This is a genomic window from Pseudomonas sp. PAMC25584, assembly GCF_058135675.1.
Genome location: NZ_CM176870.1, coordinates 1,010,963 through 1,035,189, shown reverse-complemented (window position 1 = coordinate 1,035,189; position 24,227 = coordinate 1,010,963). Strand labels below are relative to the sequence as shown.

The window sequence follows — 24,227 nt, the reverse complement described above, 5'->3', positions numbered from 1 at the left end:
GCCTGAAAAAGAACTGCTACAAAAAATGTGGGAGGGGGCTTGCTCCCGATTGCGCTGGGTCAGCCAATAAATTTATTGGCAGTCAGACCGCTATCGGGGGCAAGCCCCCTCCCACATTTGGCTACGCGTACAGCTTAGCGAACACCGTCCTGGCGCAGGGCCGCTGGGGTGAAGTCGCTGGTGGTGGCGGTGAAGCCAAAGTCATACGCCTGCTTCTCTTCGTTCTTCATGCCCAGGGCCAGGTAACGGCCAGACTGCAGGTCGTAAAGGGTTTCCAGGGCGTACCACGGCACTTGCTTGTCGTAGTAGTTCTCGGCATGGGCTTCGGCGACGCGCCACAGTTGGCCGCGACCGTCGTAGTGATCGATCACCGCCGCTTGCCAGGTGTCTTCGTCGATGAAGAAATCACGCTTGGCGTAGATGTGGCGCTGGCCTTCCTTCAGGGTCGCGACCACGTGCCACACGCGGCGCAGCTCGTAGCGTGCGAGGTCCTGGTTGATGTGGCCGGCCTTGATGATGTCGGCGTACTTGAGTTTCGGATCGTCGATCTTGTAGCTGTTGGAGGCGATGTAGATTTCTTTCTTGCCTTCCAGTTTCCAGTCGTAGCGGTCCGGCGCACCGTTGTACATGTCGAGGTTGTCGGAGGTACGCAGGCCGTCGGCGGCGGTGCCCGGCCCGTCATAAGACACTTGCGGCGCCCGGCGCACACGGCGCTGGCCGGCGTTGTAGACCCACGCCGAGCGCGGTTCCTTGACCTGGTCGAGGGTTTCGTGGACCAGCAGCACACCACCGGCCAGGCGCGCCGGCGCGGTCACTTGCTGCTTGAAGTAGAACAGCACGTTGCCGGGGTTTTTCGGGTCGAAGTCCTTCATCTTGTCGCGAAACACGAACTGGTCTTTGAAATACACCAGGCTGAACGAACCGTTGGTTTGCGGCGTGGCTTGGGTCACCAGACGGGTCACGCTGCCGCCACGGTAGCGGGTGATGTGGTTCCAGATGACTTCAACGCCGCTTTTCGGAATCGGGAACGGCACGGCGGTTTCGAAGTTTTCCAGGCCGTTGCCGCCGGACACCAGGTTGGTGGTGGTGGCGTTCTTCTTGATCGAGGCGAACACCTCGGCCGGTACGGTGGCGCCGCGATGGGTCGGGTAGACCGGCATCTTGAAGGTTTCCGGGTAGCGCTTGAACATCGCGTACTGCCCCGGCGCCAGCTTGTCTTTGTATTGCTCGACGTTTTGCGCGGTGATGGTGAATTGCGGTTGCTCACTGGCGTAAGGGTTGGCCAGGAAACCACGGGCGTCGACGGCGCCAGCATTCGTTGCCAGTGGCGACCATTTAGGAATGGTGCCTGCCGCGTTACCGGCCATTTCGGCGCCCATCGGGGTCAGGGTCGTGCCCAACTTGGCGGCCTCATCCGCCGATACCGCCGCCATGACGTTGCTCGCCAGGATCGACAGCCCAAGCACACCAACGTGCAACAGACTTTTAGTTATTTTCATGTTCTGGTTCTTCCTGAAATGCAGTGTGCTTAGAAGTTGGCGCCGACGCTCAGGGCGATGAAATCACGGTCGTCTACAGTGGAATACTTACCGCCGAAGAAGTTGGTGTAGGCCAGGCTCGCGGTGTAGGTATTCTGGTATTCAGCATCCAGGCCGAGACTGACAGCCTTGCGACCTTCTTCGAAGTTGCCGCCTGGGCCTGGCGAATAACCGCTGACGTCGTGGGACCAGGCCACGTTGGGCTTGAGGTTCACGCCAGCAAACACATCCGGGTATTCCCAGATTGCCCGGCCGCGATAGCCCCAGGAGTTGGCGGTGGTAAAGCCGTCATTGTTGCAGTTGGCCGTCAGATTACTGCGGTCAGTACCTGCGCCTGCTCCCGCAATGGTTCCCGCGTTAAGCGTCGCACACAGTGGGCCTTCCCCAGGGCCAAATACCGGATCACGCCCGTAGCGGGCTTTCGAGCTGCTTTCCAGGCCACCGACGTGGGTCATCCCCACTTCGCCCACCAGCGTCAGCCGGCTGGCGCCCATGACCTGATCAAAGAAGTGCGTAAAGGTTGTCTGGATCTGGGTAATTTCCTTGCGGCGGTAGCCATTCAGATCCTGACCTGCGGCGCCCTTGAGCGGGGAGGCGCCATTCAAGCCAATCAGCGGTGTAACGCCCGCGTACAAGATGTCGGTGGTGTTGAGCTGAACCGGTGCGTTCGGCCGGTAGCTGATCTCGCCGCTCCACGCTGTGCCGGTAGGCAAGGTCGTCGAGAAGCTCAAACCGTACAGGCGAATGTCTTCTGGATATTCGACGAAGTAGCTGGAGTTACCGGCCACGATGAGTGGACGCAGACTACTGGCTGGCGTGGACGTCAATGCGTTAGCTGCGGCGTAAGTCGCCGCCGATGCGCCCTTGGCGCTGAAAATCGGCGCACGGCTATGGTAGTTCATGAAATAAGCGCCGAACTCAGTGTCCAGCGGCTCGAAGTTGTAGTGCATGGCTACGCCGAACTGCCCGCTATCGCGTGCGTCACGATCAGCGCCGCGCTTGACCAGTACACCTTCTTCGTTAATGTCGACGCCAAACCGATTCATCAGCGGCAAACCACCGCCCGCGGTTATGACAGAGCGCTTGCTGAGCAACCGCAGGTTGTCATTGCACCCGCCCGTAATGACGTCCGCCTGGGAGAAAAATGTTCCGCAGTTATCGGTGACTGTCTTCTCCCAATCCAACTGATAGAAGCCTTCCGCCGACAAGTTTTCGGTCAGAGTCTGTGACACATAGAACATGTTGACCGGAATCAGGCCTTCCTTGATTTCGGCGCCAGGGCGACGGAACGCCGCCACGTCAATCGGGTTGACGGAGTTAATACCGCCGCCAATGAAGGTACTTTCGCCCCAGCTCACAACCTGCTTACCGAAACGCACGGAACCGGGCTCATCGGCAATCGAGTAGTTGTGATAAATGAATGCGTCGAGAATTTCCCCGCCAGAAGACCGGGCGCCCATAGGACGGCCGTTGTCACTGATGTCCTTGAACTCACGATTTTCGTCCTTGAGCTCAAAGTCATACCAGTACTTGCCCCGCACAAACACACCGGTGTCGCCGTATTTCAACTCCAGGTCGTGGATACCCTTGAAGATTTTCGAGAACGTTTCGCCGCGCTTGAAGTTCAAGTGGCCGTCATCGGAGGTCTGGGACAAGCCCTTGCCACCATTGTTGACGCCGATCAGGTCGCGGTTGGCGTTGGCTGTCGACCAACTGGCTCCCACGGAAAGGGACGAATCGAAGCTACCTTCGATTTCACCAATGTTGAAACTGACGCCGAATGCCGGCCCGGCGAGCGTAGAGGCGAGACTGACAGCCAGGGGCAATCTTGCCCGGCGCCAGAACTGGTTTACTGAGGTCATCGACGCTACTCCATGTGCATTATTGTTATGGCAGTGAGTTCTTTCTGTGATGCATGTAACGGCCGAAATACAACGATTCCAATGCCGCTCCGGCAACCGAGCCCCCGTGGCTCGAAGTGCAACATCCTTGAAAAACTCTGAGAGGGACTATAGCCAGCAGGGGGTACCGCTTGATCCCTCTAAAGTGTGATTTGCATCACCGACCCGTCTGCCACAGCCCTTTCGCCACGTCGACGAAGGCCGACGCGGCAAGGATGGCTGAAAATCGGCAAATCACAAGTGAAGCCGCGAGATAGAGCATTGCCGTGCCCGAACGAGCACGGCGAAGGGTATCAAAGGGTGGACAGGAACGTGCTGTTGTTGGCCTGCCATTCGATGATGTCGATGCGGATACGTTTTTTGTCGAGCTTGCCGACACTGGTCTTGGGAATTTCAGTAACAATGGCGATCTGGCTTGGAATTGCCCACTTGCTCAAGTGGCCCAATTCCACGAACGGCTTGAGGTGTTCCTTGAGCTCGCGAGCCCCTATCACATGGCCATCACGCACCACCAGCAAGGCAAACGGGCGCTCGCCCCACTGCGGGTCGGCGATGCCGACCACCGCTACTTCGCGTACCGCCGGGTGGCGGCTGACCAGGTCTTCGAGGGCCAGGGACGAGACCCACTCGCCACCGGTCTTGATCACATCCTTGATGCGGTCGCGGATATCGATCACCCCAAACGCGTCGAGAGTCGCCACGTCGCCGGTGTGCATCCAGCCACCTTCCCACAGCTCCGCGCCCTTTTGCGGCTCGTTGTAGTAGCCCTCGGTCAGCCACGGCGCACGCAACACCAACTCGCCCTGGGACTCGCCATCAGCGGGCAGGAAATGGCCGTCGCTGTCGATGATCGCCGCTTCCACCAAGGGCCCGGGCACACCGGCCTTGATGCGGTAAGTGGTGCGCTCGTCTTCGGTGCCGGCCATCAGCTCATCGTTAAGATGGGCGCAGGACACCAGCGGCCCGGTCTCGGACATGCCATACGCAGCGGTCAGTTGAATCCCACGGGCCTTGGCCGCTTCATACAGCGTGCGGTTGAGGGCGCTGCCGCCGATGACGATCTTCCAGCCGCCAAAGTCCACGCCCTGGGCGGCCTTGGCATTGAGCACCATCTGCAGGATGGTCGGCACACAGTGGGAGAAGGTGACCTTCTCCTTGCGCCACAGCTCCACCAGGTATTCCGGATCATAACGGCCGGGGTAGACCTGTTTCAGGCCCAGCATGGTAGCCACATACGGCAGGCCCCAGGCATGCACATGGAACATCGGCGTGATCGGCATGTACACGTCGTTGGTGCCCAGCAGGCGCACGCTGTCGACACTGCCCATGATGGTCGCCACGCCGATGGTGTGCAGCACCAATTGGCGATGGGTGAAGTACACGCCCTTGGGGTTGCCGGTGGTACCGGTGGTATAGAAGGTGGTGGCGACAGAATTTTCGTCAAAATCCTCGAAATCGTACTTCGGGCTGGCGGCGGCCAGCAAGGTTTCGTACTCCCCCACCAGATTGGGCAGCTCGGCGGTTTTCTCCGCCGCATCGGTCAGCAATAACGTTTTGTCGACGGTGGTGAGCTGCCCGGCAATGACCTGGTAGAGCCCCACGAACTCGCTGTTGACCAGCACAAAGCGGTCCTCGGCGTGGTTCATGGTGTAGAGAATCTGTTCGGGCGACAGGCGCACGTTGATGGTGTGGATCACCGCGCCGATCATCGGGATGGCGAACATGCATTCCAGGTAGCGGTGGCTGTCCCAGTCCATCACAGCGACGGTATCACCGGCCTTGACCCCGGCGTCAGTGAGCACATTGGCCAGGCGAGCAACCCGCTCGATCAGGGTCGGGTAGGTGTAGCGCAGTTTGTCGCGGTAGATGATTTCCCGGGTCTTCTCGTAACGGGCCCCGGACATCAGCAGGCGTTTGATCAACAGCGGATATTGGTACGCACCTTCGGCGGGCGGGATAACACGGGTCTGCAACATACGAATCCCTTTTTATGACTGCACGGTCTTGGCTTGAAGACCTGCACTGTAGAGACGTTATGTGCTGGCCAAATCAGCCAAAGGAATGATTTGCAGCCTCCTGTGAATGCTAGCTTTGAGCCAGCATCCGCTTCGGGACATAAGCAAATAAGATCAGGAAGCACCCTTCGCTGAAAGGCGAACCTTCCGACATTCGTCACGGATAGCAACTCTTTACGCTTTGGACTTTCGTCGCACCCATCGCTAAAGGACCGCTATGCACAACGATCCCATGCACCGCACGGACACACTCAACCCGAACAAGGAATTCATCGGCGGCAAACAGAAACGGCATTGGATAGAGTTCCAATTGCTGGATGAACAGGGCGAGCCCCTGGCGAACCTGCCTTACCGTGCGATGAATGAGGCCACTCGTGAGCGTGTTGTGCCGGAGTTTCTTGGCCGCAGCGATGCCGAGGGGGTGATTCGCATCGAGGGCTTGCATCCGCTGTCTATCACGTTGTTGATGGAGGCCAACCCTTTGGCCGATCAACTGCAAACGCGTCGTTTGCGTGCTGAACGCGCAGAGCCCCCTCGGCCGGTTATCGGGGATCGTACACCGCTGTATGGCCCGCAACGCTCAGGCTTTTCGCCGATTGAGAAGCAGGCGTTGGCTGCGGGGCGCTGTTACCACTATCTGCGAATCGGTCAATTATGTGACCGACAACCAACCTTCCAGCCCCCCTTGAATGATTCGAATCAGCTACCGACGTTTCATTTCCCGGAACGAAAGTTCAACGGCTTCACCGTCAGTGGCGATGAACTGGACCGTCGTCATGTGCTGGAAGTCTGCCCATTTCGCGCCTGGTCTCTGATGTTGCATCACCAGCCTGGGTACAGCCTGGTCAATGCCTACAACCTGGGTTTGATGAGTATTCTGGCGTATAGCACGCGGGATGAACGCGAACTGGGTTCCGTCAACGAGTTTTTCGAGCAGCAATGCCTGGATTTGTCACGTACACCTCGGGTTTGGGATAACGGCCAGGCATGGCCCTGCGTGGTGGTTGATGTGCCTTTTAGTGATCGTTATTTGACGATCAAAGTCTTGGATACCGCTAAGGCAGACGTGCCGGAAGGTCACACCCAGCTGTTTTACGCTATCAATGCATCCAAGGTGTTGGTGGCGTGGCGCGGTACTGAGATGGAAGGGCTTGCTGACCTCATCACCGATGCGACCTTTCGTCCTGTGAAACCGGAGATCGCTGCGATTTGCGAGCCCAAGGTTCCTTGCCCTGACCTTACTGCTGTGGGCAATGTGCATCTTGGCTTTCGCGATGCCTTTGAGGTGGCGAGAAGAGTTTTTGATACTGATTTTGGCAAGACGATTCTTGGTGGTGCTCGCGATAAAAAATTGTTCATCTGCGGCCATAGCCTGGGCGGCGCCCTCGGCCTCATCCACGCGGCCTCGCTGAAAAACCATAACCCCCTGCTCTACACCTACGGCATGCCCCGCACCTTTACCCTCCACGCCGTACAGTTTTTGGGCGACCTATGGCACTTTCGCCATGTCAACGACATGGACGCCATTCCTCGCGTGCCCCCCGAGGCCGCGTTGGACAATTACCTATATGACGCCTATGGCCCTGTCGGCCTGCTCGCTGGGTTTAGTTGGTCGCTACGTCAAGCCGTCTCCAGCGCAGTATTCAAACATGAAGACCCGTTCAGCCATCACGGTGAGATCGCCATGTTTTTCCGTGCCGAGCAACACCAGCAACAGGAGATCACTCCATACCCTGCTTACCGAAAACCCGATGGCACGCCCTATCGCAGCACTATCGCCTACGAACTGCCGGAAAAAGCCAAGCTGTATTTGGTCCCCAGCCTGAGCGAGGACGGTGACCTGCAGGTCGAGCAGGCCACGCAGTGCCTGAACACGTCGTTGAACGCCGAAAGCCGGGCCCGGTTCTTCCCTCGTTACAGCAACCCGGCGACGGGTCGAATGCTGCGTATTGGCGATCACTTCATGTCGCAATACCAACCCTATATCCATAACCAATTACTGGAATCGATTGACGCCGAGCGCGATCCGTTGCTGGAGCGACAGGTCCAACGGCGCAAGTTCGAACAACAGCTAAAGGATTACTACGGGAGCATTCACGAGGAAGAACTGGCCCGCAATCGCGTGTTCCTCGACTTACAGCGCCTGGTAGACCACGCCCTGCATATCACCCAGCAAGTAGCAGGTGGCGCCGAGGCGCTGCGGCGCTTTAACGCCATTGCCGACCCAAAAGCTTATTACGAGAAAACCTATGGTTAAGCCGATCAACACGCGAAAGAACAAAATCCGGTTTCTGCGCCTGCTCACTGTTGTGTGCGCGATGTTTTTTAGTCTCAGTGGATGCCGTCAGGACCACAGCCTGGCCCCGCCTGCTAACAGCGAAAAAATAACCGTCACCGTAAAACTGCCCAAGGAGCTGAAAACCGAAACCATGTGGGTGATGTATCGCTCGCCCATTTGTAAGCGTGTCGACTACGGCGCCAGCGGCCAGCGCACTGAACGGGATGGTCATCACTCGGTTTACAAGGAACTGGAGCGCCAGGGGCAGAGTGATCTCTACCAAGTGGAACTTCCGAAAGATGGCGGTGGCGCGTGCCGCTGGCATCTGGCGAATGTGACATTTGGTGTGGTTTATGCTGATCCAACGCGTTTTGGCGAGAATGTGACCTCTGGGGGAGGCGGGGGCGTGGTTGTGATATTTGACTACAACGACTCGCCACGGGGAGGAGCTGATATCAAGGTTGAAGGCGATCTGACGATCAAGAAGGATTACTACCCTTGGGTGGATGAAGAGTTTTTGGGGCCTTATAAAAAAACTGTGGGCTTGGCCGGCGAGGGCAGCATTTACCTCAGTTACCAAGCATTACAGGCGCGGCAGGTATATTTCGAACCAGTCATACATTCCGATTTCATAGTTTATTCGGCGGGGCCAAAGGAAAAAAAAGAGGGAAACCACACCGTTTTCACCTATCCCGACGGCAATGTCGTGGCAGATGGTCAATCGACGCCAGACTTCTGGAAACTACAAAGCCTGCGCACAGGACGTGCCCCCGAGTGCTTTTCACGCTGGCGTTATGCCGATTGTCGGGACCCCCGCCCGCAGCTGTTACCCGACTGGCTCCCAGAACCGGATAAGCCAGGGTTTGGGCGCTACCTCATTGTGGACGAATGGGGGAAAAGACTGCCTTCGTATAGCTATAGGCTGGTCGGTAACAACGGTCAAATATTCGAGGAGAAGACGGATGTCGAGGGGCTTACCGACCCCTTACCGGAGAGCGCCCATCCAGTACGTGAAGTTGATTTCCCCAACAAGAGCTGGTGATGCCGCCTATACAAAAATTGGCTTTCGAACCCGCTGGTTCCGCCAAGGACAAAACCATATTCCATCTTGGTGCCGGTCGTAAGAGAGTTCGACTCATTTCATACTGGTAAACGCCAACTTCACCCCAATCGCAATCAACACCGCTCCCATCGTCCGATCGAACCAATGCCCCATCCGCGCAAACCCTGCACGCACCCGCTGCTGGCTGAACAACATCGCCACCAGGCAGAACCACAGCGCCGTGGCCACCGCCAGGTACACGCCATAACCCGCCTGCACCGCCAGCGGTGTGTGCGGGTTGATCACCACGGTAAACAGCGACAGAAAGAACAACGTCGCCTTGGGGTTCAAACCGTTAGTAACAAAGCCTGCGGTAAACGCCCCGCGCGGAGTGCGCTCGCCAACTTCGCGGTGCAACTCGCCTGCGGCGGCAGGTTTGGCCGGTTGTGCGCGCAGGGCCTTGAAGCCGATGTACAGCAGGTACGCCGCCGCCGCCCATTTCAGTGCGTTGAATAGCACGATGGACTGGGACACGATCAAGCCGATGCCGAGCAACGAGTACCCCACGTGCAGGAAAATCGCCGAGCCCACGCCCAATGCAGTCCAGGTCCCGGCGCGACGGCCGTGGGTCACACTTTCACGGACCACCACCGCGAAATCCGGGCCGGGGCTGGCTACCGCCAACAGGTGAATCAGGGCCACGGTCAAAAACTCGGCGACGTACATACTCACTCCATTAAGTAACAGATTATTTCATCTGATAAGCTCGGTAGATTACGCCTTCGAACCCTGTCGCAAAAGGTACAGTTGATGACGAACAATCGCCGCGCCGTCTTCCTTGATCACCCGTCCCTGGACCTGGGGGACCTCGACCTCAGGGAGTTGCGAAACTGCTTCAGCGACCTGCAGTTGTTTGAGCAGACTACGCCGCAGAATGTGCTCGAACGCCTGCAAGGCGCCCAAGTTGCCATCAGCAACAAGATTGCGCTCAACAGCGAAACCCTGGCGGCCTGCCCCGAGCTCAAGCTGATCCTGGTGTCGGCCACCGGCACCAATAACGTCGACCTTGAAGCCGCCCGTACCCATGGCGTCACCGTGAGTAACTGCCAGGGCTACGGCACGCCGTCGGTGGCGCAGCATACGATCATGCTGCTGCTGAACCTGGCGACGCGTTTGAACGACTATCAGCGGGACGTGAAGGCCGGCAAATGGCAACAGGCCAAGCAGTTTTGCCTGCTGGATCACCCGATCGTCGAACTCGAAGGCAAAACCCTCGGCTTGCTCGGGCATGGCGAACTGGGCAGCGCCGTCGCGCGGCTGGCCGAAGCCTTCGGGATGCGCGTCATACTCGGCGCTATTCCCGGGCGCCCTGCCCGCGCCGATCGCGTGCCGCTGGATGAACTGCTGGCGCAGCTCGACGCATTGACGTTGCACTGCCCGCTCAACGAACACACCCGCGACTTGATCGGCGCCCGCGAGCTGGCGCTACTCAAGCCCGGCGCGTTTATCGTCAACACCGCGCGCGGTGGCTTGATCAACGAACAGGCCCTGGCCGATGCCTTGCGCAATGGGCACCTGGGCGGCGCGGCGACCGATGTGCTGAGCGTCGAACCCCCGGTGCATGGCAACCCGCTGCTGGCCGGCGACATCCCGCGCTTCATCGTCACGCCCCACAATGCCTGGGGCAGTCGCGAAGCGCGGCAGCGGATCGTCGGTCAACTGGCAGAAAACGCCCGCGGCTTTTTCAGCGGCGCCCCGCTGCGCGTCGTCAGTTGATAAACTGCGCCCCTTTTCAAGGAGCAGACCATGGATCCGCGCAGTGAAGTACTGCTTCGTCAGGCCGAACTTTTTCAAGGCAACCTGCTGCTGGTGGGGTTGCCCGCCGACGATTTGCTCGGCCGCCTGCCCAATGCGCATGGCTGGTGCTGGCATGCCGGTGACCAGGCTGCGCTCGACGCACGTTTCCCCGAGCGCAGCCAGTTCGGCGTGAATGTGCCGCAGCGCGCATTTGATGCGGCAGTGATCTTCCTGCCCAAGTCCAAGGACCTGACCGACTACCTGCTCAACGCCGTGGCCGCACGCCTGCCCGACGCCGAGCTGTTTCTGGTGGGGGAGAAAAAAGGCGGTATCGAAAGCGCCGCCAAGCAGATGATCCCCTTCGGCAAGCCGCGCAAACTCGATAACGCGCGCCACTGCCAGTTGTGGCAAATCACCGTGACCAACGCGCCGCAAGCGGTGGAGCTGGAGAGCCTGGCGCAGGTCTTCGAAGTGCCGCTGGCCGAAGGGCCGCTGAAGGTGGTGAGCTTGCCGGGCGTATTCAGCCATGGCCGCCTGGATCGCGGTACCGAATTGTTGCTGGAGCACTTGGACAAACTGCCCAGTGGCCACCTGCTGGACTTCGGTTGCGGCGCTGGAGTGTTGGGCGCGGCGGTCAAACGTCGCTACCCGCACAATACAGTGACGATGCTGGATGTGGATGCCTTCGCCACCGCCAGCAGCCGCCTGACCCTGGCCGCCAACGGTCTGGAAGCCGAGGTGCTGACGGCGGATGGCATCGACGCCGCGCCGATGGGCTTGAACGCGATCCTGAGCAACCCGCCGTTCCATGTGGGAGTCCACACCGACTACTTCGCCACGGAGAACTTGCTGCGAAAAGCTGCGAAACACCTGGCAAAAGGCGGCGAACTTCGGCTGGTTGCCAACAGTTTCCTGAAGTACCAGCCACTGATCGAAGAGCACTTGGGCGTGTGTGCGATCAAGGCCGAAGGCAACGGTTTTCGCATCTATCGCGCCAAGCGCGGCTGACAGGCGTTTGAAAAAGAACACTTGCCGAATGGATTTCGCCTAGGCAGAATCCGCTCCGTCCTAGGGGAGTAGTCTCCCACGAGCGCCACGCTCGTCCGGCATACGTCAACATACTTGGTCAACAGACCATGGCGTATGCGACCCAGGAGTCCGCTCAGACGGACCGGGGTTTGACAAGACCTATGACACGCACACCTTACCCGGGGCGGGAAGGCTGTACGTGTCATAGCCGTGTCGACCCGCCCCTGGAAACCTACCTGATGCTCGATTCATTGCTCGTACCTACCGCAATCGTTGCCTTGGCCGAAATCGGCGACAAGACCCAACTGCTCGCGCTCATCCTTGCCGCACGCTTTCGCAAACCCTGGCCGATCATCGCCGGCATCATCGCCGCGACCCTGGCAAACCATGCCGCCGCCGGTGCAGTGGGTGCCTGGTTCGGTAGTTTCTTCTCGGATGCGGTGCTGCACTGGATTCTCGCGGCGAGCTTCTGCGCCACGGCGCTGTGGACCCTGGTACCGGACAAACTCGACGATGACGAAGCCAGCACCTCGCGCAAGTTCGGGCCGTTCCTGACCACCCTGATTGCGTTCTTCATCGCCGAAATCGGCGACAAGACGCAGATCGCCACGGTGATGCTGGCAGCGCAATACCCTGAGCTGTGGCTGGTGATTATCGGCACCACCCTGGGCATGTTGATTGCCAACGTACCGGTGGTTCTGGCGGGGAATTTTGCCGCAGAGAAATTGCCGTTGACCTTGATTCGTCGACTGGCGGCTACGGCGTTTTTCGTCCTGGCGATCGTGGCGGTGTACAAGGCCATGCAAAGCAGCGGCTGGATCTAAGGGTCTAAGCCTGCAAACCCAATCCAATGTGGGAGGGGGGGGCCCCCCCGATAGCGGTGATCAGTCAATGCATGCGCTAACTGACCCAACGCCATCGGGGGCAAGCCCCCTCCCACATTTGGATCTTCATAAGGCTTGGATTATCAGGACTTCTTGGCCTGTTGGTAGAGCGGCATCACCTTCGGAATCGCCGCCTGCAACGAGGCGATCCGGCTGTCGGAGGCCGGGTGAGTGCTCATGAACTCCGGTGGCGCGCCTTCCGAAGCCTTGGCCATTTTGTTCCACAACGTGATGGCCGCGTTCGGGTTGTAACCGGCGCGGGCCGCCAGCTCCAGGCCGATCAGGTCCGCTTCGTTTTCATTGCTGCGGCTGTTGGGCAAGGTCATGCCGTAGTTGGCCACGGTATCGGCCAGCGCCAGGCTGTCCTGGCCCAGGCCGAACAACGCGCCGGCGCCTTGCTTGGCCATCTCGATGCCGTAGGCTTTGGACATGGCTTCACGGCCATGTTCACGCAAGGCGTGGGCGATTTCATGGCCCATCACCGCAGCCAGTTCGTCATCGGTGAGCTTGAGGTTATCGATCAACGCGCTGTACACGAAGATCTTGCCGCCCGGCCCGCAGTTGGCGTTCATCTCATCGCTCTTGATCAGGTTCACTTCCCACTTCCACTGCGCCGCATCCGGACGGAAGGTAGGCGCCTGGGCGATCAGGCGGTTGGCGATGGCCTGCACGCGTTTGGCGTTGGCGCTGGTCTTGTCCACCAGGCCTTTGCCGCCAGCCTCACCCAGGGTCTGCTGGTAGGACTGCGCATACATCTGGTCGACTTCCTGGCTCGACAGCATGCTGAACATGTACTGCTTGCGCTCCACCCCAACGGCACCGCCGCTAGTGGTGTTGACCGACTGACACCCGGCCAGCAGCACCGCCGCCGCCAATACACTTACGGCCAATGATTTCTTCATCAACACACTCTCCCTGAAAGACGCCTTGAAAACATGGCGAGTATCCTAGGCGGTGATTTGTATCGACGCTAGATACATCAGACGTGTAGACGCTAAATTTCGGATACATCCCACATTCCCGCCACAGCAACAGGCTGGATCAATCCGATCAAAATTCAAGCCGGGGTCAGGCACTCAGGCCCATTGAGCTTGGGATCGTTGACCATGTTGGCCAAAACCCGCTCGCGCAAAGGGACAGGCTCACTGGCCAGCAACCCCTGTAATACGTGCAAGGGCGTTTCGGGGTTCAGCCACGCCTCCTGCCCCGCCGCGTCCAGAATCAACGGCCGCCGCTGACTCTGCGCCGCCTGCGTCACCACCGCTGTGCTCAACCACACTTGTTCCTGCACTGGATAGGCTTCCCAGATAGCCGCGAAAAACAGCGTCGAACCTTCCCCTGGCGTCAGCCAGTACGGCCGCTTGCGCTGGGTGCCACGCCATTCGTAGAAACCGTTAGCCGGTAGCAGGCAACGGCGTTGACGAAACGCTTCGCGAAACATCGGTTGCTCAGCCAGGGTTTCGGCACGGGCATGCGCCGGAGTACGGGAAAGATCCGTCAGCCATGGCGGCGTCAGGCCCCAACGGGCGCGCGCCAGGGTGCGCTGGCCGTCGGCGGCGCGCTGGATCAGCACCGAATCATTGGGAGAAATATTCCACTGGGCCTGCTGATCCGCCGGAAAGCCCGGCAAAGCAGCAAACGTGGGATTCCAGCGAAACAGGGCATAACGTCCACACATGGGGCAACACGACTCTTGGGTAAACCGACCGACAGCCTAACAGACCAATACATCAGGGAAGCTGTCGGGTTCATCGCTGGGCAACGGTTGCGCACAGTTATAGGTGGTGATCAGCTCGCGGGCGTAGGCAGCCTGGTCATTGTCCACCTCCAGCCCCAGCAGCCCGAAAATCGGCAACTCACCCGTACCGCCGAGCAAATGGCGCCCCACCAAGTGCGCCTCGATCCCTTCGCTGGCGAGCATCTGCTGCAGTAACTCGCCTTCCATCAGGTTTTCCGGTTCATAGATTCGCTGCATGGGCGCACCTGCTATTCGTTTTCGCTGCGCGTTTCGAGCATCCACTCTTCACCATGGACCTGCAGACTGAAAATGATCGGTCGGCAACACACATGACAGTCTTCTATATAAGTCTGGTCACCGCCGGATAAATCCACCGTGGTTTCCACCACCTCGCCACAATAAGGACAATCGTACAGCGCAGTTTCCAGCATCGCAGCCTCCCAGGTGACTTGTGCGTATAATCGCCGGTCTATTTACAGGGTTATATTTCGGCCGAGCCCATTACTCAGGCCGCACCCTGGTATTTTCTCTACTTACCCTAGCCGTTTCTAACAAGAGAGCATGATGGGCGAATTCGATACCATCCGACCTTACAACGACAGCGAAGTCCCGGCAGTGCTGGAGCGGCTGTTCAGTGACAAGGCCTTTCTGGACATCCTGACCCACTTCCGCTTCCCGCGCTTTGCCGGCGCCTTGGGCTGGCTGCTCAAGCCAATGATCGCCCGCAAGCTACGCCGTGAATTCGCCGATGTCACCACCGTGGCCACGCTGCAGGACAAAGTCGAGTATTACGTCGACCACACCATTGATCGAGCGACCGACGGCGTGACCTATACGGGCGTGGAACAGCTCAAATCGGGCACCGCCTACATTTTTTTGGCCAACCATCGCGATATCGTAATGGACCCGGCCTTCGTCAATTATGCCGTGTATCACGCCGGCCTGCCGACGCCCCGTATCGCCATTGGCGACAACCTGCTGCAAAAACCGTTTGTCAGCGACCTGATGCGCCTGAACAAGAGTTTCATCGTGCATCGCTCGATCACCGGGCGAAAGGAAAAGATGGCGGCCTACCAACTGCTGTCGGCTTACATCAACCATTCGATACGCCACGACTGTCAGTCGATCTGGATCGCCCAGGCCGAAGGCCGCGCCAAGGATGGAGATGACCGCACCGAATCGGCGATCCTCAAGATGTTTCACGTCAGCCGCAAGGACGAGCCGTTTGCCGAGGTGATCCAGTCACTGAACCTGACGCCGGTATCCATCAGCTACGAGTACGACCCGTGCGATGCCGCCAAGGCCCGCGAGTTGTACATCCGCGCCACCACCGGCACCTACACCAAGGCGCAGGGCGAAGACGATGTGAGCATTGCCCTCGGCATTACCGGCTACAAGGGCCGGGTGCATGTGAACTTTGCGCCGCCGATCACCGAGCGTTTCGAAGACACCAAACTGCTCGCCGTGGAAATGGACCGGCAGATTCTCGGGGGTTATCGCTTATTCCCGGTTCACTACCTGGCATATGCCCAGTGGAGCGACGCCGACCCGCAATTGCAGGTGCCCAAGGCAGTGGATATCTTCCCGGCCGACGAGCTGGCCAAGGCCAAAGCGGAGTGGGAGCGGCGCTTGAACGAGTGCCCGATCGAACACCGGCCGTTTCTGGTGGTGCAATATGCAACGCCAGTGCGCAATCAATATCGGGTCAAAGCGGGCATCCCGCTGTAATACACCTATCCAAACCTGTGGGAGCGGGCTTGCCCGCGATTCGGTGGTTCAGTCACAGATGTGCCGACTGTTACTCCGCTATCGCGAGCAAGCCCGCTCCCGCAGTCGTTTCAGGGCGCAACTAAAAACGTGTACTGATCCATGAGCTCAGCAGCGCGAGCCCCAGGCAGGCGAAACCAATACGATAAGCCAGGCGATGCGCCCGTTCGGTGCGCACATCCAGAAACAGCATGGGCTGGTCGATGGCGCGCTCTTCGCTTTGCGCGGCGAGCCTGGCCATGGCGCGCTGTTCCTTCAAACGGGTAATGGATAGCAGCGCAGCCCCAGGGCAAGCCACTAATAGAGCAACAACATTGATCAGCAGTCCGGGCAGCGCCATCACAAACCTCGTTGAAACAGTGCCTTGGTATCAATTCAGATACAAACCTGAACGATAGTCGCCTCCTGCGCCTAAAGCTCCCTTCCCCATTGACGGCTAATGTATCCAGTAATTTCCGGCGTCACCTGAACGTCACCTTAACCGTTCACTCTATGGCCCTTCGAACACTCGGGAGCTTGTCATGTTGCACGCGCAAAACCAGGATCGGCTGTATTTGATTGCCCCAAGCGATGAGCAAGAGGCGCTGATCGGCGGCCTCGCGTTCAACGTCCAGGACCGCCACTGGCTGGTGTATTGCGCCCTCGGCGGGCACCAGCATGCGGACCTGCCGGAGACGGATCTGCTGACCGGGATAAGCATGCTCGACTTCGCTATCGACACCGCAGCATGAAACGCCAGGCAAAAAAAACCGGGCTCAGCGCTGAGCCCGGTCTTTTATCAACCGCTATTGCGAGCTGAGCAATTGGCCGATGCTCGGGTCCTTGAACAGACGGGTCAGGGCGTCGCTCAGGACATCACTGACCAGCTTGGTGTTGGTCTCCTGGTTAGGCGACATGCCGAAACGCTGGTTGAGGGACGCACCGTAACGGCCACTGTAGCGACGGGTACCGGCGCTGACGTCGGATTTGAACGTCGCGCCGATAGAGGCCTCGGTCACGTACAGGCCTTCTTTGGGCGACTGGTATTTCAGCTCGGCCAGTGTGATGGTCAACTGCGGAGCGCCCGGCGAGTTCGCCGGGGTAAAACCGAGCAGACGCACCGCCGCCTCAGCCTGGGCTTGCAGCTTGGGGAGCACGTCGGCGGCGCTTACCGACACCAGGGCGGTCTCCGGGTACAGGCCACCACGGGAGCCCAGGGTAGGCGAAGGACGACCATCCACCACACGCACCGACACCGGCTGACCGTGACCCACCGGAGCCAACTGCGTGGTGAGCTTAGGTTGCGGGCTGAGTTGTTGCGGGCTATTGGCGCAGCCAACCAGGGTCAAACTGGTCACAGTGATCAAACCGAACAACAGGCGTTGCAACATGCTCTTCTCTCCAGAAATCGAGTACCGACAGGCCAGCAGTATAGCGGGCGGCCCTTGCCGGGAACTAGCGTCAGTTACAACCTATGACTCACGGGCATTGCAGGGGTTCGATGTCACCAATATGTCACAGTCGATACATGCGCTCGTCATCCCCCGCAGGCATGCTTGGTCTCAATTTCAGGAGGCCGATCCCATGTCTTTTCTCTGGTCGCTGTTTACGCGCAAGCCCGTCCTTCGCCAATTTGCCCTGCTCGATGCGCAAGGCCGCTGCCAAGCCTTCAAAGAGTGCAGCCAGCCTCCGGTCGGCGAAGGCTGGGTGGAAATCGAAGAAATTCGCTTGAGCTGGATGCACCACCCACTGCCCGCCAGCGCCCGCATCAGCGCGCGCTCGGCGCAGTCGGCGCATCACCAGCCGTTGACCGCCTGACCAAACGCCTAATAAAAGTCATAAAACACGCCCTTTTCCTTAGCGTTCTTCGCTACAATCTCCCCCCGATTATAAGGACGTCTCCTGATCGGGCCTCGCAACATCGTTAATGCCTCGGCATTAGCCCCCCCAGATCGCCCACAGAGAGCCGCCCACACAGATCGTGTGAAGCTGGCGCGCTTGCTGTTTTCTTTGCAAACCACCCGCCTTTACCGAATCTGCCAGAGCTGCCATTGCGCTCGGCCACTTGAGTTGTTTGCCCGTTTTGCCGCATGCCGGCAAGGTTTTCCGGGCCAGGTGCCAGGCTGGGCAGCCCTTTTTTGAGGTTCACGTCTTCAAAAGAGCGTGAAAAAAACGGGTTTTCACAACTTCACAAGAGTGTGGCGAGCAAATGAATAGTTTGGCGTTAGTACAAGCACCATCAGCGTCTGGAACAGCCCAATCACACAGGACCGAGTACTCCTTAAAAACCGGAGCTTGAGCCTGTCCGCTACGGATTGATTGCATGAATCGCACGCCGTTGACCATAAGTCGAATTGCCACAGTCGCCCATGAATGCGTTCATAGGCAGATTAGCCCGGCAGGAAGCGTGCGCTGAACTTGCAAAGAATTGCGAAACGGACATGGCGATCCTGGCCATGGGTAACCTGGGGCAACACGTGAACCGCCCCGTCACTCCTGGCAGCCATGCCGTCAATTTGGTGCTGCAGATTTTGGAGACGCGTTAAATGGCGCATAACGAAGCAGTCGACGTAGTACTGGTAGGGGCCGGCATCATGAGTGCCACCCTGGCCGTACTGCTCAAAGAGCTCGACCCCGGCCTCAAGCTGGAAGTCGTTGAGCTGATGGACTCGGGTGCCGCGGAGAGTTCCAACCCGTGGAACAACGCCGGTACCGGCCATGCCGGGCTGTGTGAGCTGAATTACACACCCCAGGCCGCCGACGGTTCCATCGACATCAAGAAAGCCGTCCACATCAACACCCAGTTCGAGGTGTCGAAGCAGTTCTGGGCGTACCTGACCAAAAAAGGCACCTTTGGCTCGTCCAAGTCCTTTATCACCCCAGTGCCGCACCTGAGCTTCGTGCAGGGCGACAAAGGCGTGGCATTCCTCAGGAAACGCTTTGAAACCCTCAGCCAGCACCACGCATTTTCGGATATGCGCTATACCGAAGACCGCAACGATATGGCCGAGTGGATGCCACTGATGATGCCGGGCCGCCCGCTCGACGAAAAAATCGCCGCAACCCGCGTGCAGAACGGCACCGACGTCAACTTCGGCGCCCTGACCAACCAGTTGCTGGGCCACCTGACCAGCTCGCCTGATGCGCAGGTCAAGTACAGCAAACGCGTGACCGGCCTCAAGCGCAATGGCGCAGGCTGGACCGTGAGCATCAAGGATGTCAACAGCGGCAACAGCCGCGACGTGGACGCCAAGTTCGTGTTCCTCGGCGCCGGTGGTGCAGCCCTGCCGCTGCTACAAGCCTCGGGTATCGAAGAAAGCAAAGGCTTCGGCGGCTTCCCGGTCAGTGGCCAGTGGCTGCGTTGCGATAACCCGGAAGTGGTCAAGCACCACCAGGCCAAGGTCTACAGCCAGGCCGCCGTGGGTTCGCCGCCGATGTCCGTGCCGCACCTGGACACCCGCGTGGTCGACGGCAAGACGTCCCTGCTGTTCGGGCCTTACGCCGGTTTCACCACCAAGTTCCTCAAGCACGGCTCGTTCCTTGACCTGCCGATGTCGGTACGCGCCGGTAACATCGGCCCGATGCTGGCCGTGGCCCGGGACAACATGGACCTGACCAAGTACCTGGTCAGCGAAGTGATGCAGTCCATGGAACAGCGCCTGGAATCCCTGCGCCGCTTCTACCCGCAAGCAAAAGCCGAAGACTGGCGCCTGGAAGTGGCCGGCCAACGGGTGCAGATCATCAAGAAAGACCCGAAAAAAGGCGGTGTGCTGCAATTCGGCACCGAGTTGGTCGCGGCCAAAGACGGCTCGCTGGCGGCGCTGCTGGGCGCGTCCCCGGGCGCTTCGGTGACGGTGTCGATCATGCTCGAACTGATCGAGCGTTGCTTCCCGGCCAAAACTGCGGGCGAGTGGGCGGCCAAGCTGCACGAGATCTTCCCGGCCCGTGAAAAGGTCCTGGAGACTGACGCCGAGCTGTACCGCAAGATCAACGCGCAGAACAACATCAGCCTGGAACTGGTTGAGCACAACAACGAAGCTGAAAGCTACGCTTAAGGCCTCGAGATAAAAAAGCCCCGCTTCTCGATCTGAGAAGCGGGGCTTTTTTTCGCCTGCGATCAGCCGCGGGCGTTATCGATCAGCTCAATGTACTCGGCGGCGTTGCGCTGGTCCTTGATCAGGTCGACAAAGGTCTGGCCATGCTCGTCCTTGCCGTCGAGGTCCAGGCCGGCTTCCTTGAAGAAGCCCAGGAAGCGCTCGAAGTCGTCGATGCGCAGGCCACGGTAGGCCTTGGTCAGCTTGTGCAGGGACGGTGAAGTCGCGTCGACCGGCTCGAAGTTCAGGAACAACTTGATTTGATCGTCGCCGATCTCGTCACCAATCACCTGTTTCTTATCTTTACGCATTACCGACTCCAGCCTGCAGACATTTACACGGGGGGGTTAAAGTCTACCTGCGAGGCGCCGGCTTCGAAAGCACTGAGAACCACTGTGGGAGGGGGCTTGCTCCCTCCCACAGTGGTTCTTCAGTGATCTCGCTACTTGGAGCGAACGGCGCCGGTGTGCAAATCCGCCCAGATATGCCCGTTGGCATAACTGAGGAACTGCACATACACCGTGTCATTGCGCAGCAGGTCGACGATCATGCGGTATTGGACCGCAGGGTAGGACAGGGTCAGGGTTCTGGTCTTGTCGTCGAACACCGGCTTTTTCAGGCTTTTACTTTCGGCGTCAAAATTGAGGATCACCTGAGCGATGGTCGCGCCTTTGTTCAAGGACTTACCCTTGAGGCGAATCATCAACGGCGACGTCACGGGGATCGGCTGTTGCGTGGATTGACGCTGGTTACCCACCACCACCGCGTACTCGGTGACTTGCAACAGTTGCTGCTGATCGGGCGCTGCGGCGCGCAGGGCCAGGTCGTCCGGCGGCAGGAATTGGCTGTGCATCGGGGCCGGGGCGGCGGCCAGCGGCAGACTGAGGCTCAGCGCCAGGGCGGCGCAGGTGCGAATCAATAGGCTCATAGGCCGCTCCGGGAAAGATAGCCCAGCACTGTAGCTCAATCGAACTGGGCAAGCATCCAGCGTTGATACTCGGCCACATCGGCATCGCCTTCGCGAGGTGCCCAGTCGGCCAATTCGCCCTCGCCCACCGGTCGATACGGCCCGGCCTTGCACTCGAACATCACCGTGTCAGGCGCCAGCACGACCAAGCCGTGGAATACCCCCGGCGGCAGATCGATGCCCGAACACTCGCCGCCCGCCTGCATCACACGCTTGGCGATCACTTCACCGCTGTCGCCGAACACCAGCACACCCAGGCGCCCCTGGAGCACCAGCAGGGTTTCTGCCTTGTCCGCGCTCAGGTGGCGATGAGGCGGCACGTAGGTGCTGGGTTGCAAGCCCACGGCGAGGCGATGGCAGGGCTCTTCCATTTCGTGGAAGTTGTGGTGGTGTCGGCCACGAGGGCTGGCGGCCGCTTTCTCGGCCAATTCAGCAAACAGCGTCTGATCAAGAAAGCGAGTCATGCATTACATCCCTTTAACGGCGTAAATCCCATTGGCATTACGCCAGTAACCTTTGTAGTCCATGCCATAACCGAAGATGTAGCGGTCGATGCACGGCAGGCCGACGAAATCGGCTTTCATCTCAGGCCGAGCCTTACGGTCGTGGTCTTTGTCGATCAGCACGGCGGTGTGGACTTTGCGGGCACCGGAGTGTTTGCAGAAGTCGATGATCGCGCCCAGGGTGTGCCCTTCATCGAGGATGTCGTCGATGATCAGCACGTCGCGGTCCATGAACGAGACTTCCGGCTTGGCTTTCCAGAACAGGTCGCCGCCGCTGGTTTCGTTGCGATAACGCGTGGCGTGCAAGTAGGACGCTTCCAGCGGAAAGTGCAGATGGGTCAGCAATTTTCCAGCGAAGATCAGACCACCATTCATCACGCAGAAGACCACCGGGTTGGTGTCGGCCATTTCGCGGTTGATCTGTGCGCCGACCTTGGCGATCGCCTCTTCGACTTGCGCTTCGGTGTACAGGCAGTCAGCCTCGCGCATGATTTGACGGATATGCTCGAGATCAGCGGACATGGCGCTCTCCAGGGGGTGCTGTGGCAAGAAAAGCGGGCAAAGGTACGCATGTGAAGCGCAACGTTCAAGCCTTAATGGACTAACGTGCTAGATGTCTATAGGACAACACCCTCGGATAGATTAATCTAGGCCGTTTTTTTTGCCCGCCGCCGGAGCCTTTCCCATGCCCACTCGCGAGATCCGCCATCCGCTGATCCGACACAAGCTCGGCCTTATGCGCCGCGCCGACATTAGCACGAAGAACTTCCGTGAGCTTGCTCAGGAAGTCGGAGCGTTGCTCACCTACGAAGCCACCAAAGACCTGCCCCTGGAAAGCTACGAGATCTGCGGTTGGGCCGGTCCCGTCCAGGTCGAGAAAATCGCCGGCAAGAAAATCACCGTAGTGCCGATCCTGCGCGCCGGCATTGGCATGCTCGAAGGCGTACTCAGCCTGATCCCGGGCGCAAAAGTCAGCGCCGTGGGCGTCGCCCGCAATGAACAAACACTGCAGGCCCACACCTACCTGGAAAAACTCGTACCGGAAATCAACGAGCGCCTGGCGATGATCATCGACCCGATGCTCGCCACCGGCAGTTCCATGGTTGCCACCATCGACCTGCTGAAGAAGGCCGGTTGCAAGGACATCCGCGCCATGGTGCTGGTCGCCGCGCCCGAAGGTATCGCCGCCGTCGAGAAGGCTCATCCGGACGTGCAGATCTACACCGCGTCCATCGATGAGCGCTTGAACGAACACGGCTACATCATCCCAGGCCTGGGCGACGCCGGTGACAAGATCTTCGGTACCAAGCAGAAGGACGCGTGAGCATGCAGGATGAATTCAACGACCCGCTTTGGCGCCAGATCCTGTCTGGCGCACAAATGCTCTTCGTAGCATTTGGCGCGTTGGTGTTGATGCCGCTGATCACAGGTCTCGATCCAAACGTCGCACTGTTCACCGCAGGCCTGGGCACGTTGCTGTTCCAGGTGGTGACCGGACGGCAGGTGCCGGTGTTTCTGGCGTCGAGCTTTGCCTTTATCACCCCGATCATTCTCGCCAAGGGCCAGTTCGGCCTGGCGGCGACCATGGGCGGGGTGATGGCGGCCGGTTTCGTTTATACCTTCATGGGCCTGGCGGTGAAGATCAAGGGCACCGGTTTCATCGACCGGCTGCTGCCGCCGGTGGTGATCGGCCCGGTGATCATTTCCATCGGCCTGGCGATGGCGCCGATTGCCGCCAATATGGCGATGGGTAAATCCGGCGACGGCGCCGAGTTGATCCATTACCAGACGGCGATGCTGATCTCGATGCCGGCGCTGCTGACCACAGTGATCGTGGCCGTGTTCGGCAAGGGCATTTTCCGCCTGGTGCCGATCATCTCCGGCGTGCTGGTGGGCTTTGCCATGGCGTTCTACTTTGGCGTGGTCGATACGGCCAAAATTGCCGCCGCACCATGGTTCGCCCTGCCCCACTTCACCGCGCCGGAATTCAACTGGCAGGCGATCCTGTTTATCGTCCCGGTGGCCCTGGCGCCGGCGATCGAGCATATCGGCGGTGTGATCGCGGTGGGCAGCGTGACCGGTCGCGACTACCTGAAGAAGCCCGGCCTGCACCGCACCCTGCTGGGTGACGGCATTGCCACCACAGCCGCCGGCCTATTTGGCGGCCCGCCGAACACCACCTACGCCGAAGTGACCGGCGCAGTGATGCTGACCAAGAACTACAACCCGAAAATCATGACCTGGGCGGCGGTGTTTGCCATCAGCCTGGCGTTTATCGGCAAGTTCGGCGCACTGCTGCAGAGCATTCCGGTACCGGTGATGGGCGGGATTCTGTGCCTGCTGTTCGGCTCGATTGCTGCCGTGGGCATGAACACGCTGATTCGCCACAAGATCGACCTGGGCGAAGCGCGCAATCTGGTGATTGTGTCGGTGACGCTGGTGTTCGGGATTGGCGGTGTGCTGGTCGGCACCGGCAACGGCCCGGACGATTTCGGCCTGAAGGGCATCGCCCTGTGTGCGGTGGTGGCGATTGGTTTGAACCTGCTGCTGCCGGGCAATGACGGCTGGAAGCACAAGAAGCCGGATGACCCGCTGATCTAACCAGCACTGCAAAACTGAATGTGGGAGGGGGCTTGCCCCCGATGACGGAGTGTCAGTCGACATCTAAACGACTGATCTACCGCTATCGGGGGCA

General features: G+C 59.3%; 25 protein-coding genes and 1 riboswitch. Of the genes, 11 read left to right on the top strand and 14 right to left on the bottom strand.

Annotation, left to right across the window (positions count from 1 at the left end; genetic code table 11):
- Positions 1-134 precede the first annotated feature (134 nt).
- The 3 genes from ACS5Q8_RS04705 to ACS5Q8_RS04695 all read right to left on the bottom strand — a co-directional run bounded on the left by ACS5Q8_RS04705 (position 135) and on the right by ACS5Q8_RS04695 (position 5,415).
- Complete coding sequence (locus ACS5Q8_RS04705; protein WP_276196559.1) at positions 135-1,499, bottom strand: DUF1329 domain-containing protein; 1,365 nt, start codon at positions 1,497-1,499, stop codon at positions 135-137.
- Positions 1,500-1,528: 29 nt separating this feature from the next.
- On the bottom strand, positions 1,529-3,400 hold the full coding sequence (locus ACS5Q8_RS04700; protein ID WP_276196558.1) for a DUF1302 domain-containing protein: 1,872 nt from the start codon (positions 3,398-3,400) through the stop codon (positions 1,529-1,531).
- Between the two features lie 332 nt (positions 3,401-3,732).
- Positions 3,733-5,415 (bottom strand): fatty acid--CoA ligase, encoded by a 1,683-nt coding sequence (locus ACS5Q8_RS04695; protein ID WP_276196557.1) that lies wholly within the window; start codon positions 5,413-5,415, stop codon positions 3,733-3,735.
- 256 nt (positions 5,416-5,671) lie between these two features.
- Between ACS5Q8_RS04695 and ACS5Q8_RS04690 the strand changes: the two genes are divergently transcribed.
- A complete protein-coding gene (locus ACS5Q8_RS04690) occupies positions 5,672-7,711 on the top strand; it encodes a lipase family protein (RefSeq protein ID WP_465159872.1) in 2,040 nt (679 codons plus the stop codon).
- Positions 7,704-8,774: a hypothetical protein gene (locus ACS5Q8_RS04685; protein WP_465159871.1), complete on the top strand. Its 1,071-nt coding sequence runs from the start codon at positions 7,704-7,706 to the stop codon at positions 8,772-8,774. Before ACS5Q8_RS04690 ends, ACS5Q8_RS04685 begins: the two co-directional genes overlap by 8 nt.
- 93 nt (positions 8,775-8,867) lie before the next feature.
- On the opposite strand, the gene ACS5Q8_RS04680 is transcribed toward ACS5Q8_RS04685, so the two are convergent.
- Positions 8,868-9,500 carry a LysE family translocator gene (locus ACS5Q8_RS04680; RefSeq protein ID WP_247404134.1) on the bottom strand — a complete coding sequence of 211 codons (633 nt, stop codon included), beginning with the start codon at positions 9,498-9,500 and terminating at the stop codon, positions 8,868-8,870.
- Positions 9,501-9,584: 84 nt separating this feature from the next.
- On the opposite strand from ACS5Q8_RS04680, the gene ACS5Q8_RS04675 reads away from it, so the two are divergent.
- From ACS5Q8_RS04675 to ACS5Q8_RS04665, 3 genes are all read left to right on the top strand, one after another.
- Positions 9,585-10,550 carry a 2-hydroxyacid dehydrogenase gene (locus tag ACS5Q8_RS04675; RefSeq protein WP_465159870.1) on the top strand — a complete coding sequence of 322 codons (966 nt, stop codon included), beginning with the start codon at positions 9,585-9,587 and terminating at the stop codon, positions 10,548-10,550.
- Positions 10,551-10,580: 30 nt separating this feature from the next.
- On the top strand, positions 10,581-11,579 hold the full coding sequence (locus ACS5Q8_RS04670; RefSeq protein WP_426100697.1) for a methyltransferase: 999 nt from the start codon (positions 10,581-10,583) through the stop codon (positions 11,577-11,579).
- Positions 11,580-11,629: 50 nt separating this feature from the next.
- Positions 11,630-11,751: riboswitch (yybP-ykoY riboswitch) on the top strand.
- Between the two features lie 88 nt (positions 11,752-11,839).
- Positions 11,840-12,424: a TMEM165/GDT1 family protein gene (locus ACS5Q8_RS04665; RefSeq protein ID WP_276197899.1), complete on the top strand. Its 585-nt coding sequence runs from the start codon at positions 11,840-11,842 to the stop codon at positions 12,422-12,424.
- Between the two features lie 143 nt (positions 12,425-12,567).
- Here ACS5Q8_RS04665 and ACS5Q8_RS04660 read toward each other — a convergent pair whose 3' ends face one another.
- The 4 genes from ACS5Q8_RS04660 to ACS5Q8_RS04645 all read right to left on the bottom strand — a co-directional run bounded on the left by ACS5Q8_RS04660 (position 12,568) and on the right by ACS5Q8_RS04645 (position 14,653).
- The gene (locus ACS5Q8_RS04660) at positions 12,568-13,386 is read right to left on the bottom strand and encodes a M48 family metallopeptidase (protein ID WP_276196551.1); all 819 of its coding nucleotides are present in this window, start codon (positions 13,384-13,386) and stop codon (positions 12,568-12,570) included.
- A gap of 155 nt (positions 13,387-13,541) precedes the next feature.
- The gene (locus tag ACS5Q8_RS04655) at positions 13,542-14,162 is read right to left on the bottom strand and encodes an SOS response-associated peptidase (RefSeq protein WP_247395962.1); all 621 of its coding nucleotides are present in this window, start codon (positions 14,160-14,162) and stop codon (positions 13,542-13,544) included.
- Positions 14,163-14,198: 36 nt separating this feature from the next.
- Complete coding sequence (locus tag ACS5Q8_RS04650; RefSeq protein WP_276196550.1) at positions 14,199-14,459, bottom strand: putative signal transducing protein; 261 nt, start codon at positions 14,457-14,459, stop codon at positions 14,199-14,201.
- A gap of 11 nt (positions 14,460-14,470) precedes the next feature.
- Positions 14,471-14,653: a CPXCG motif-containing cysteine-rich protein gene (locus ACS5Q8_RS04645; RefSeq protein ID WP_276196549.1), complete on the bottom strand. Its 183-nt coding sequence runs from the start codon at positions 14,651-14,653 to the stop codon at positions 14,471-14,473.
- A 133-nt stretch (positions 14,654-14,786) separates the two neighbouring features.
- Between ACS5Q8_RS04645 and ACS5Q8_RS04640 the strand changes: the two genes are divergently transcribed.
- Positions 14,787-15,950 carry a 1-acyl-sn-glycerol-3-phosphate acyltransferase gene (locus ACS5Q8_RS04640; RefSeq protein ID WP_276196548.1) on the top strand — a complete coding sequence of 388 codons (1,164 nt, stop codon included), beginning with the start codon at positions 14,787-14,789 and terminating at the stop codon, positions 15,948-15,950.
- Positions 15,951-16,071: 121 nt separating this feature from the next.
- Here ACS5Q8_RS04640 and ACS5Q8_RS04635 read toward each other — a convergent pair whose 3' ends face one another.
- Positions 16,072-16,329 carry a GNAT family N-acetyltransferase gene (locus ACS5Q8_RS04635; RefSeq protein ID WP_276196547.1) on the bottom strand — a complete coding sequence of 86 codons (258 nt, stop codon included), beginning with the start codon at positions 16,327-16,329 and terminating at the stop codon, positions 16,072-16,074.
- A 181-nt stretch (positions 16,330-16,510) separates the two neighbouring features.
- Between ACS5Q8_RS04635 and ACS5Q8_RS04630 the strand changes: the two genes are divergently transcribed.
- On the top strand, positions 16,511-16,720 hold the full coding sequence (locus tag ACS5Q8_RS04630) for a hypothetical protein (RefSeq protein WP_276196546.1): 210 nt from the start codon (positions 16,511-16,513) through the stop codon (positions 16,718-16,720).
- Positions 16,721-16,774: 54 nt separating this feature from the next.
- On the opposite strand, the gene ACS5Q8_RS04625 is transcribed toward ACS5Q8_RS04630, so the two are convergent.
- Complete coding sequence (locus ACS5Q8_RS04625; RefSeq protein WP_276196545.1) at positions 16,775-17,359, bottom strand: YajG family lipoprotein; 585 nt, start codon at positions 17,357-17,359, stop codon at positions 16,775-16,777.
- Between the two features lie 193 nt (positions 17,360-17,552).
- On the opposite strand from ACS5Q8_RS04625, the gene ACS5Q8_RS04620 reads away from it, so the two are divergent.
- Together ACS5Q8_RS04620 and mqo are read left to right on the top strand one after the other, a co-directional pair.
- Positions 17,553-17,786 carry a hypothetical protein gene (locus ACS5Q8_RS04620; protein ID WP_276196544.1) on the top strand — a complete coding sequence of 78 codons (234 nt, stop codon included), beginning with the start codon at positions 17,553-17,555 and terminating at the stop codon, positions 17,784-17,786.
- Between the two features lie 728 nt (positions 17,787-18,514).
- Positions 18,515-20,023: a malate dehydrogenase (quinone) gene (mqo, locus tag ACS5Q8_RS04615; RefSeq protein WP_426100699.1), complete on the top strand. Its 1,509-nt coding sequence runs from the start codon at positions 18,515-18,517 to the stop codon at positions 20,021-20,023.
- Positions 20,024-20,085: 62 nt separating this feature from the next.
- On the opposite strand, the gene ACS5Q8_RS04610 is transcribed toward mqo, so the two are convergent.
- The 4 genes from ACS5Q8_RS04610 to ACS5Q8_RS04595 form a co-directional block, all read right to left on the bottom strand.
- The gene (locus tag ACS5Q8_RS04610; RefSeq protein ID WP_276196542.1) at positions 20,086-20,373 is read right to left on the bottom strand and encodes a PA4642 family protein; all 288 of its coding nucleotides are present in this window, start codon (positions 20,371-20,373) and stop codon (positions 20,086-20,088) included.
- Between the two features lie 131 nt (positions 20,374-20,504).
- Positions 20,505-20,990: a hypothetical protein gene (locus tag ACS5Q8_RS04605; RefSeq protein WP_247395972.1), complete on the bottom strand. Its 486-nt coding sequence runs from the start codon at positions 20,988-20,990 to the stop codon at positions 20,505-20,507.
- A gap of 35 nt (positions 20,991-21,025) precedes the next feature.
- Entirely contained in the window at positions 21,026-21,493 is a 468-nt protein-coding gene (locus tag ACS5Q8_RS04600) for a WbuC family cupin fold metalloprotein (protein WP_276196541.1), read from the bottom strand.
- Positions 21,494-21,496: 3 nt separating this feature from the next.
- Positions 21,497-22,054, bottom strand: a complete 558-nt coding sequence (locus ACS5Q8_RS04595; RefSeq protein ID WP_276196540.1) for a hypoxanthine-guanine phosphoribosyltransferase — start codon at positions 22,052-22,054, stop codon at positions 21,497-21,499.
- A 163-nt stretch (positions 22,055-22,217) separates the two neighbouring features.
- On the opposite strand from ACS5Q8_RS04595, the gene upp reads away from it, so the two are divergent.
- Positions 22,218-22,856 (top strand): uracil phosphoribosyltransferase, encoded by a 639-nt coding sequence (upp, locus tag ACS5Q8_RS04590; RefSeq protein WP_247395974.1) that lies wholly within the window; start codon positions 22,218-22,220, stop codon positions 22,854-22,856.
- Positions 22,857-22,858: 2 nt separating this feature from the next.
- Complete coding sequence (locus ACS5Q8_RS04585) at positions 22,859-24,133, top strand: uracil-xanthine permease family protein (protein WP_247395975.1); 1,275 nt, start codon at positions 22,859-22,861, stop codon at positions 24,131-24,133.
- Positions 24,134-24,227 lie beyond the last annotated feature (94 nt).

Bases quoted from the DNA above. Each gene is read 5' to 3' on its own strand.
- ACS5Q8_RS04705 (WP_276196559.1), bottom strand. From the start codon at position 1,499: ATGAAAATAACTAAAAGTCTGTTGCACGTTGGTGTGCTTGGGCTGTCG.
- ACS5Q8_RS04700 (WP_276196558.1), bottom strand. From the start codon at position 3,400: ATGACCTCAGTAAACCAGTTCTGGCGCCGGGCAAGATTGCCCCTGGCT.
- ACS5Q8_RS04695 (WP_276196557.1), bottom strand. From the start codon at position 5,415: ATGTTGCAGACCCGTGTTATCCCGCCCGCCGAAGGTGCGTACCAATAT.
- ACS5Q8_RS04690 (WP_465159872.1), top strand. From the start codon at position 5,672: ATGCACAACGATCCCATGCACCGCACGGACACACTCAACCCGAACAAG.
- ACS5Q8_RS04685 (WP_465159871.1), top strand. From the start codon at position 7,704: ATGGTTAAGCCGATCAACACGCGAAAGAACAAAATCCGGTTTCTGCGC.
- ACS5Q8_RS04680 (WP_247404134.1), bottom strand. From the start codon at position 9,500: ATGTACGTCGCCGAGTTTTTGACCGTGGCCCTGATTCACCTGTTGGCG.
- ACS5Q8_RS04675 (WP_465159870.1), top strand. From the start codon at position 9,585: ATGACGAACAATCGCCGCGCCGTCTTCCTTGATCACCCGTCCCTGGAC.
- ACS5Q8_RS04670 (WP_426100697.1), top strand. From the start codon at position 10,581: ATGGATCCGCGCAGTGAAGTACTGCTTCGTCAGGCCGAACTTTTTCAA.
- ACS5Q8_RS04665 (WP_276197899.1), top strand. From the start codon at position 11,840: ATGCTCGATTCATTGCTCGTACCTACCGCAATCGTTGCCTTGGCCGAA.
- ACS5Q8_RS04660 (WP_276196551.1), bottom strand. From the start codon at position 13,386: ATGAAGAAATCATTGGCCGTAAGTGTATTGGCGGCGGCGGTGCTGCTG.
- ACS5Q8_RS04655 (WP_247395962.1), bottom strand. From the start codon at position 14,162: ATGTGTGGACGTTATGCCCTGTTTCGCTGGAATCCCACGTTTGCTGCT.
- ACS5Q8_RS04650 (WP_276196550.1), bottom strand. From the start codon at position 14,459: ATGCAGCGAATCTATGAACCGGAAAACCTGATGGAAGGCGAGTTACTG.
- ACS5Q8_RS04645 (WP_276196549.1), bottom strand. From the start codon at position 14,653: ATGCTGGAAACTGCGCTGTACGATTGTCCTTATTGTGGCGAGGTGGTG.
- ACS5Q8_RS04640 (WP_276196548.1), top strand. From the start codon at position 14,787: ATGGGCGAATTCGATACCATCCGACCTTACAACGACAGCGAAGTCCCG.
- ACS5Q8_RS04635 (WP_276196547.1), bottom strand. From the start codon at position 16,329: ATGGCGCTGCCCGGACTGCTGATCAATGTTGTTGCTCTATTAGTGGCT.
- ACS5Q8_RS04630 (WP_276196546.1), top strand. From the start codon at position 16,511: ATGTTGCACGCGCAAAACCAGGATCGGCTGTATTTGATTGCCCCAAGC.
- ACS5Q8_RS04625 (WP_276196545.1), bottom strand. From the start codon at position 17,359: ATGTTGCAACGCCTGTTGTTCGGTTTGATCACTGTGACCAGTTTGACC.
- ACS5Q8_RS04620 (WP_276196544.1), top strand. From the start codon at position 17,553: ATGTCTTTTCTCTGGTCGCTGTTTACGCGCAAGCCCGTCCTTCGCCAA.
- mqo (WP_426100699.1), top strand. From the start codon at position 18,515: ATGGCGCATAACGAAGCAGTCGACGTAGTACTGGTAGGGGCCGGCATC.
- ACS5Q8_RS04610 (WP_276196542.1), bottom strand. From the start codon at position 20,373: ATGCGTAAAGATAAGAAACAGGTGATTGGTGACGAGATCGGCGACGAT.
- ACS5Q8_RS04605 (WP_247395972.1), bottom strand. From the start codon at position 20,990: ATGAGCCTATTGATTCGCACCTGCGCCGCCCTGGCGCTGAGCCTCAGT.
- ACS5Q8_RS04600 (WP_276196541.1), bottom strand. From the start codon at position 21,493: ATGACTCGCTTTCTTGATCAGACGCTGTTTGCTGAATTGGCCGAGAAA.
- ACS5Q8_RS04595 (WP_276196540.1), bottom strand. From the start codon at position 22,054: ATGTCCGCTGATCTCGAGCATATCCGTCAAATCATGCGCGAGGCTGAC.
- upp (WP_247395974.1), top strand. From the start codon at position 22,218: ATGCCCACTCGCGAGATCCGCCATCCGCTGATCCGACACAAGCTCGGC.
- ACS5Q8_RS04585 (WP_247395975.1), top strand. From the start codon at position 22,859: ATGCAGGATGAATTCAACGACCCGCTTTGGCGCCAGATCCTGTCTGGC.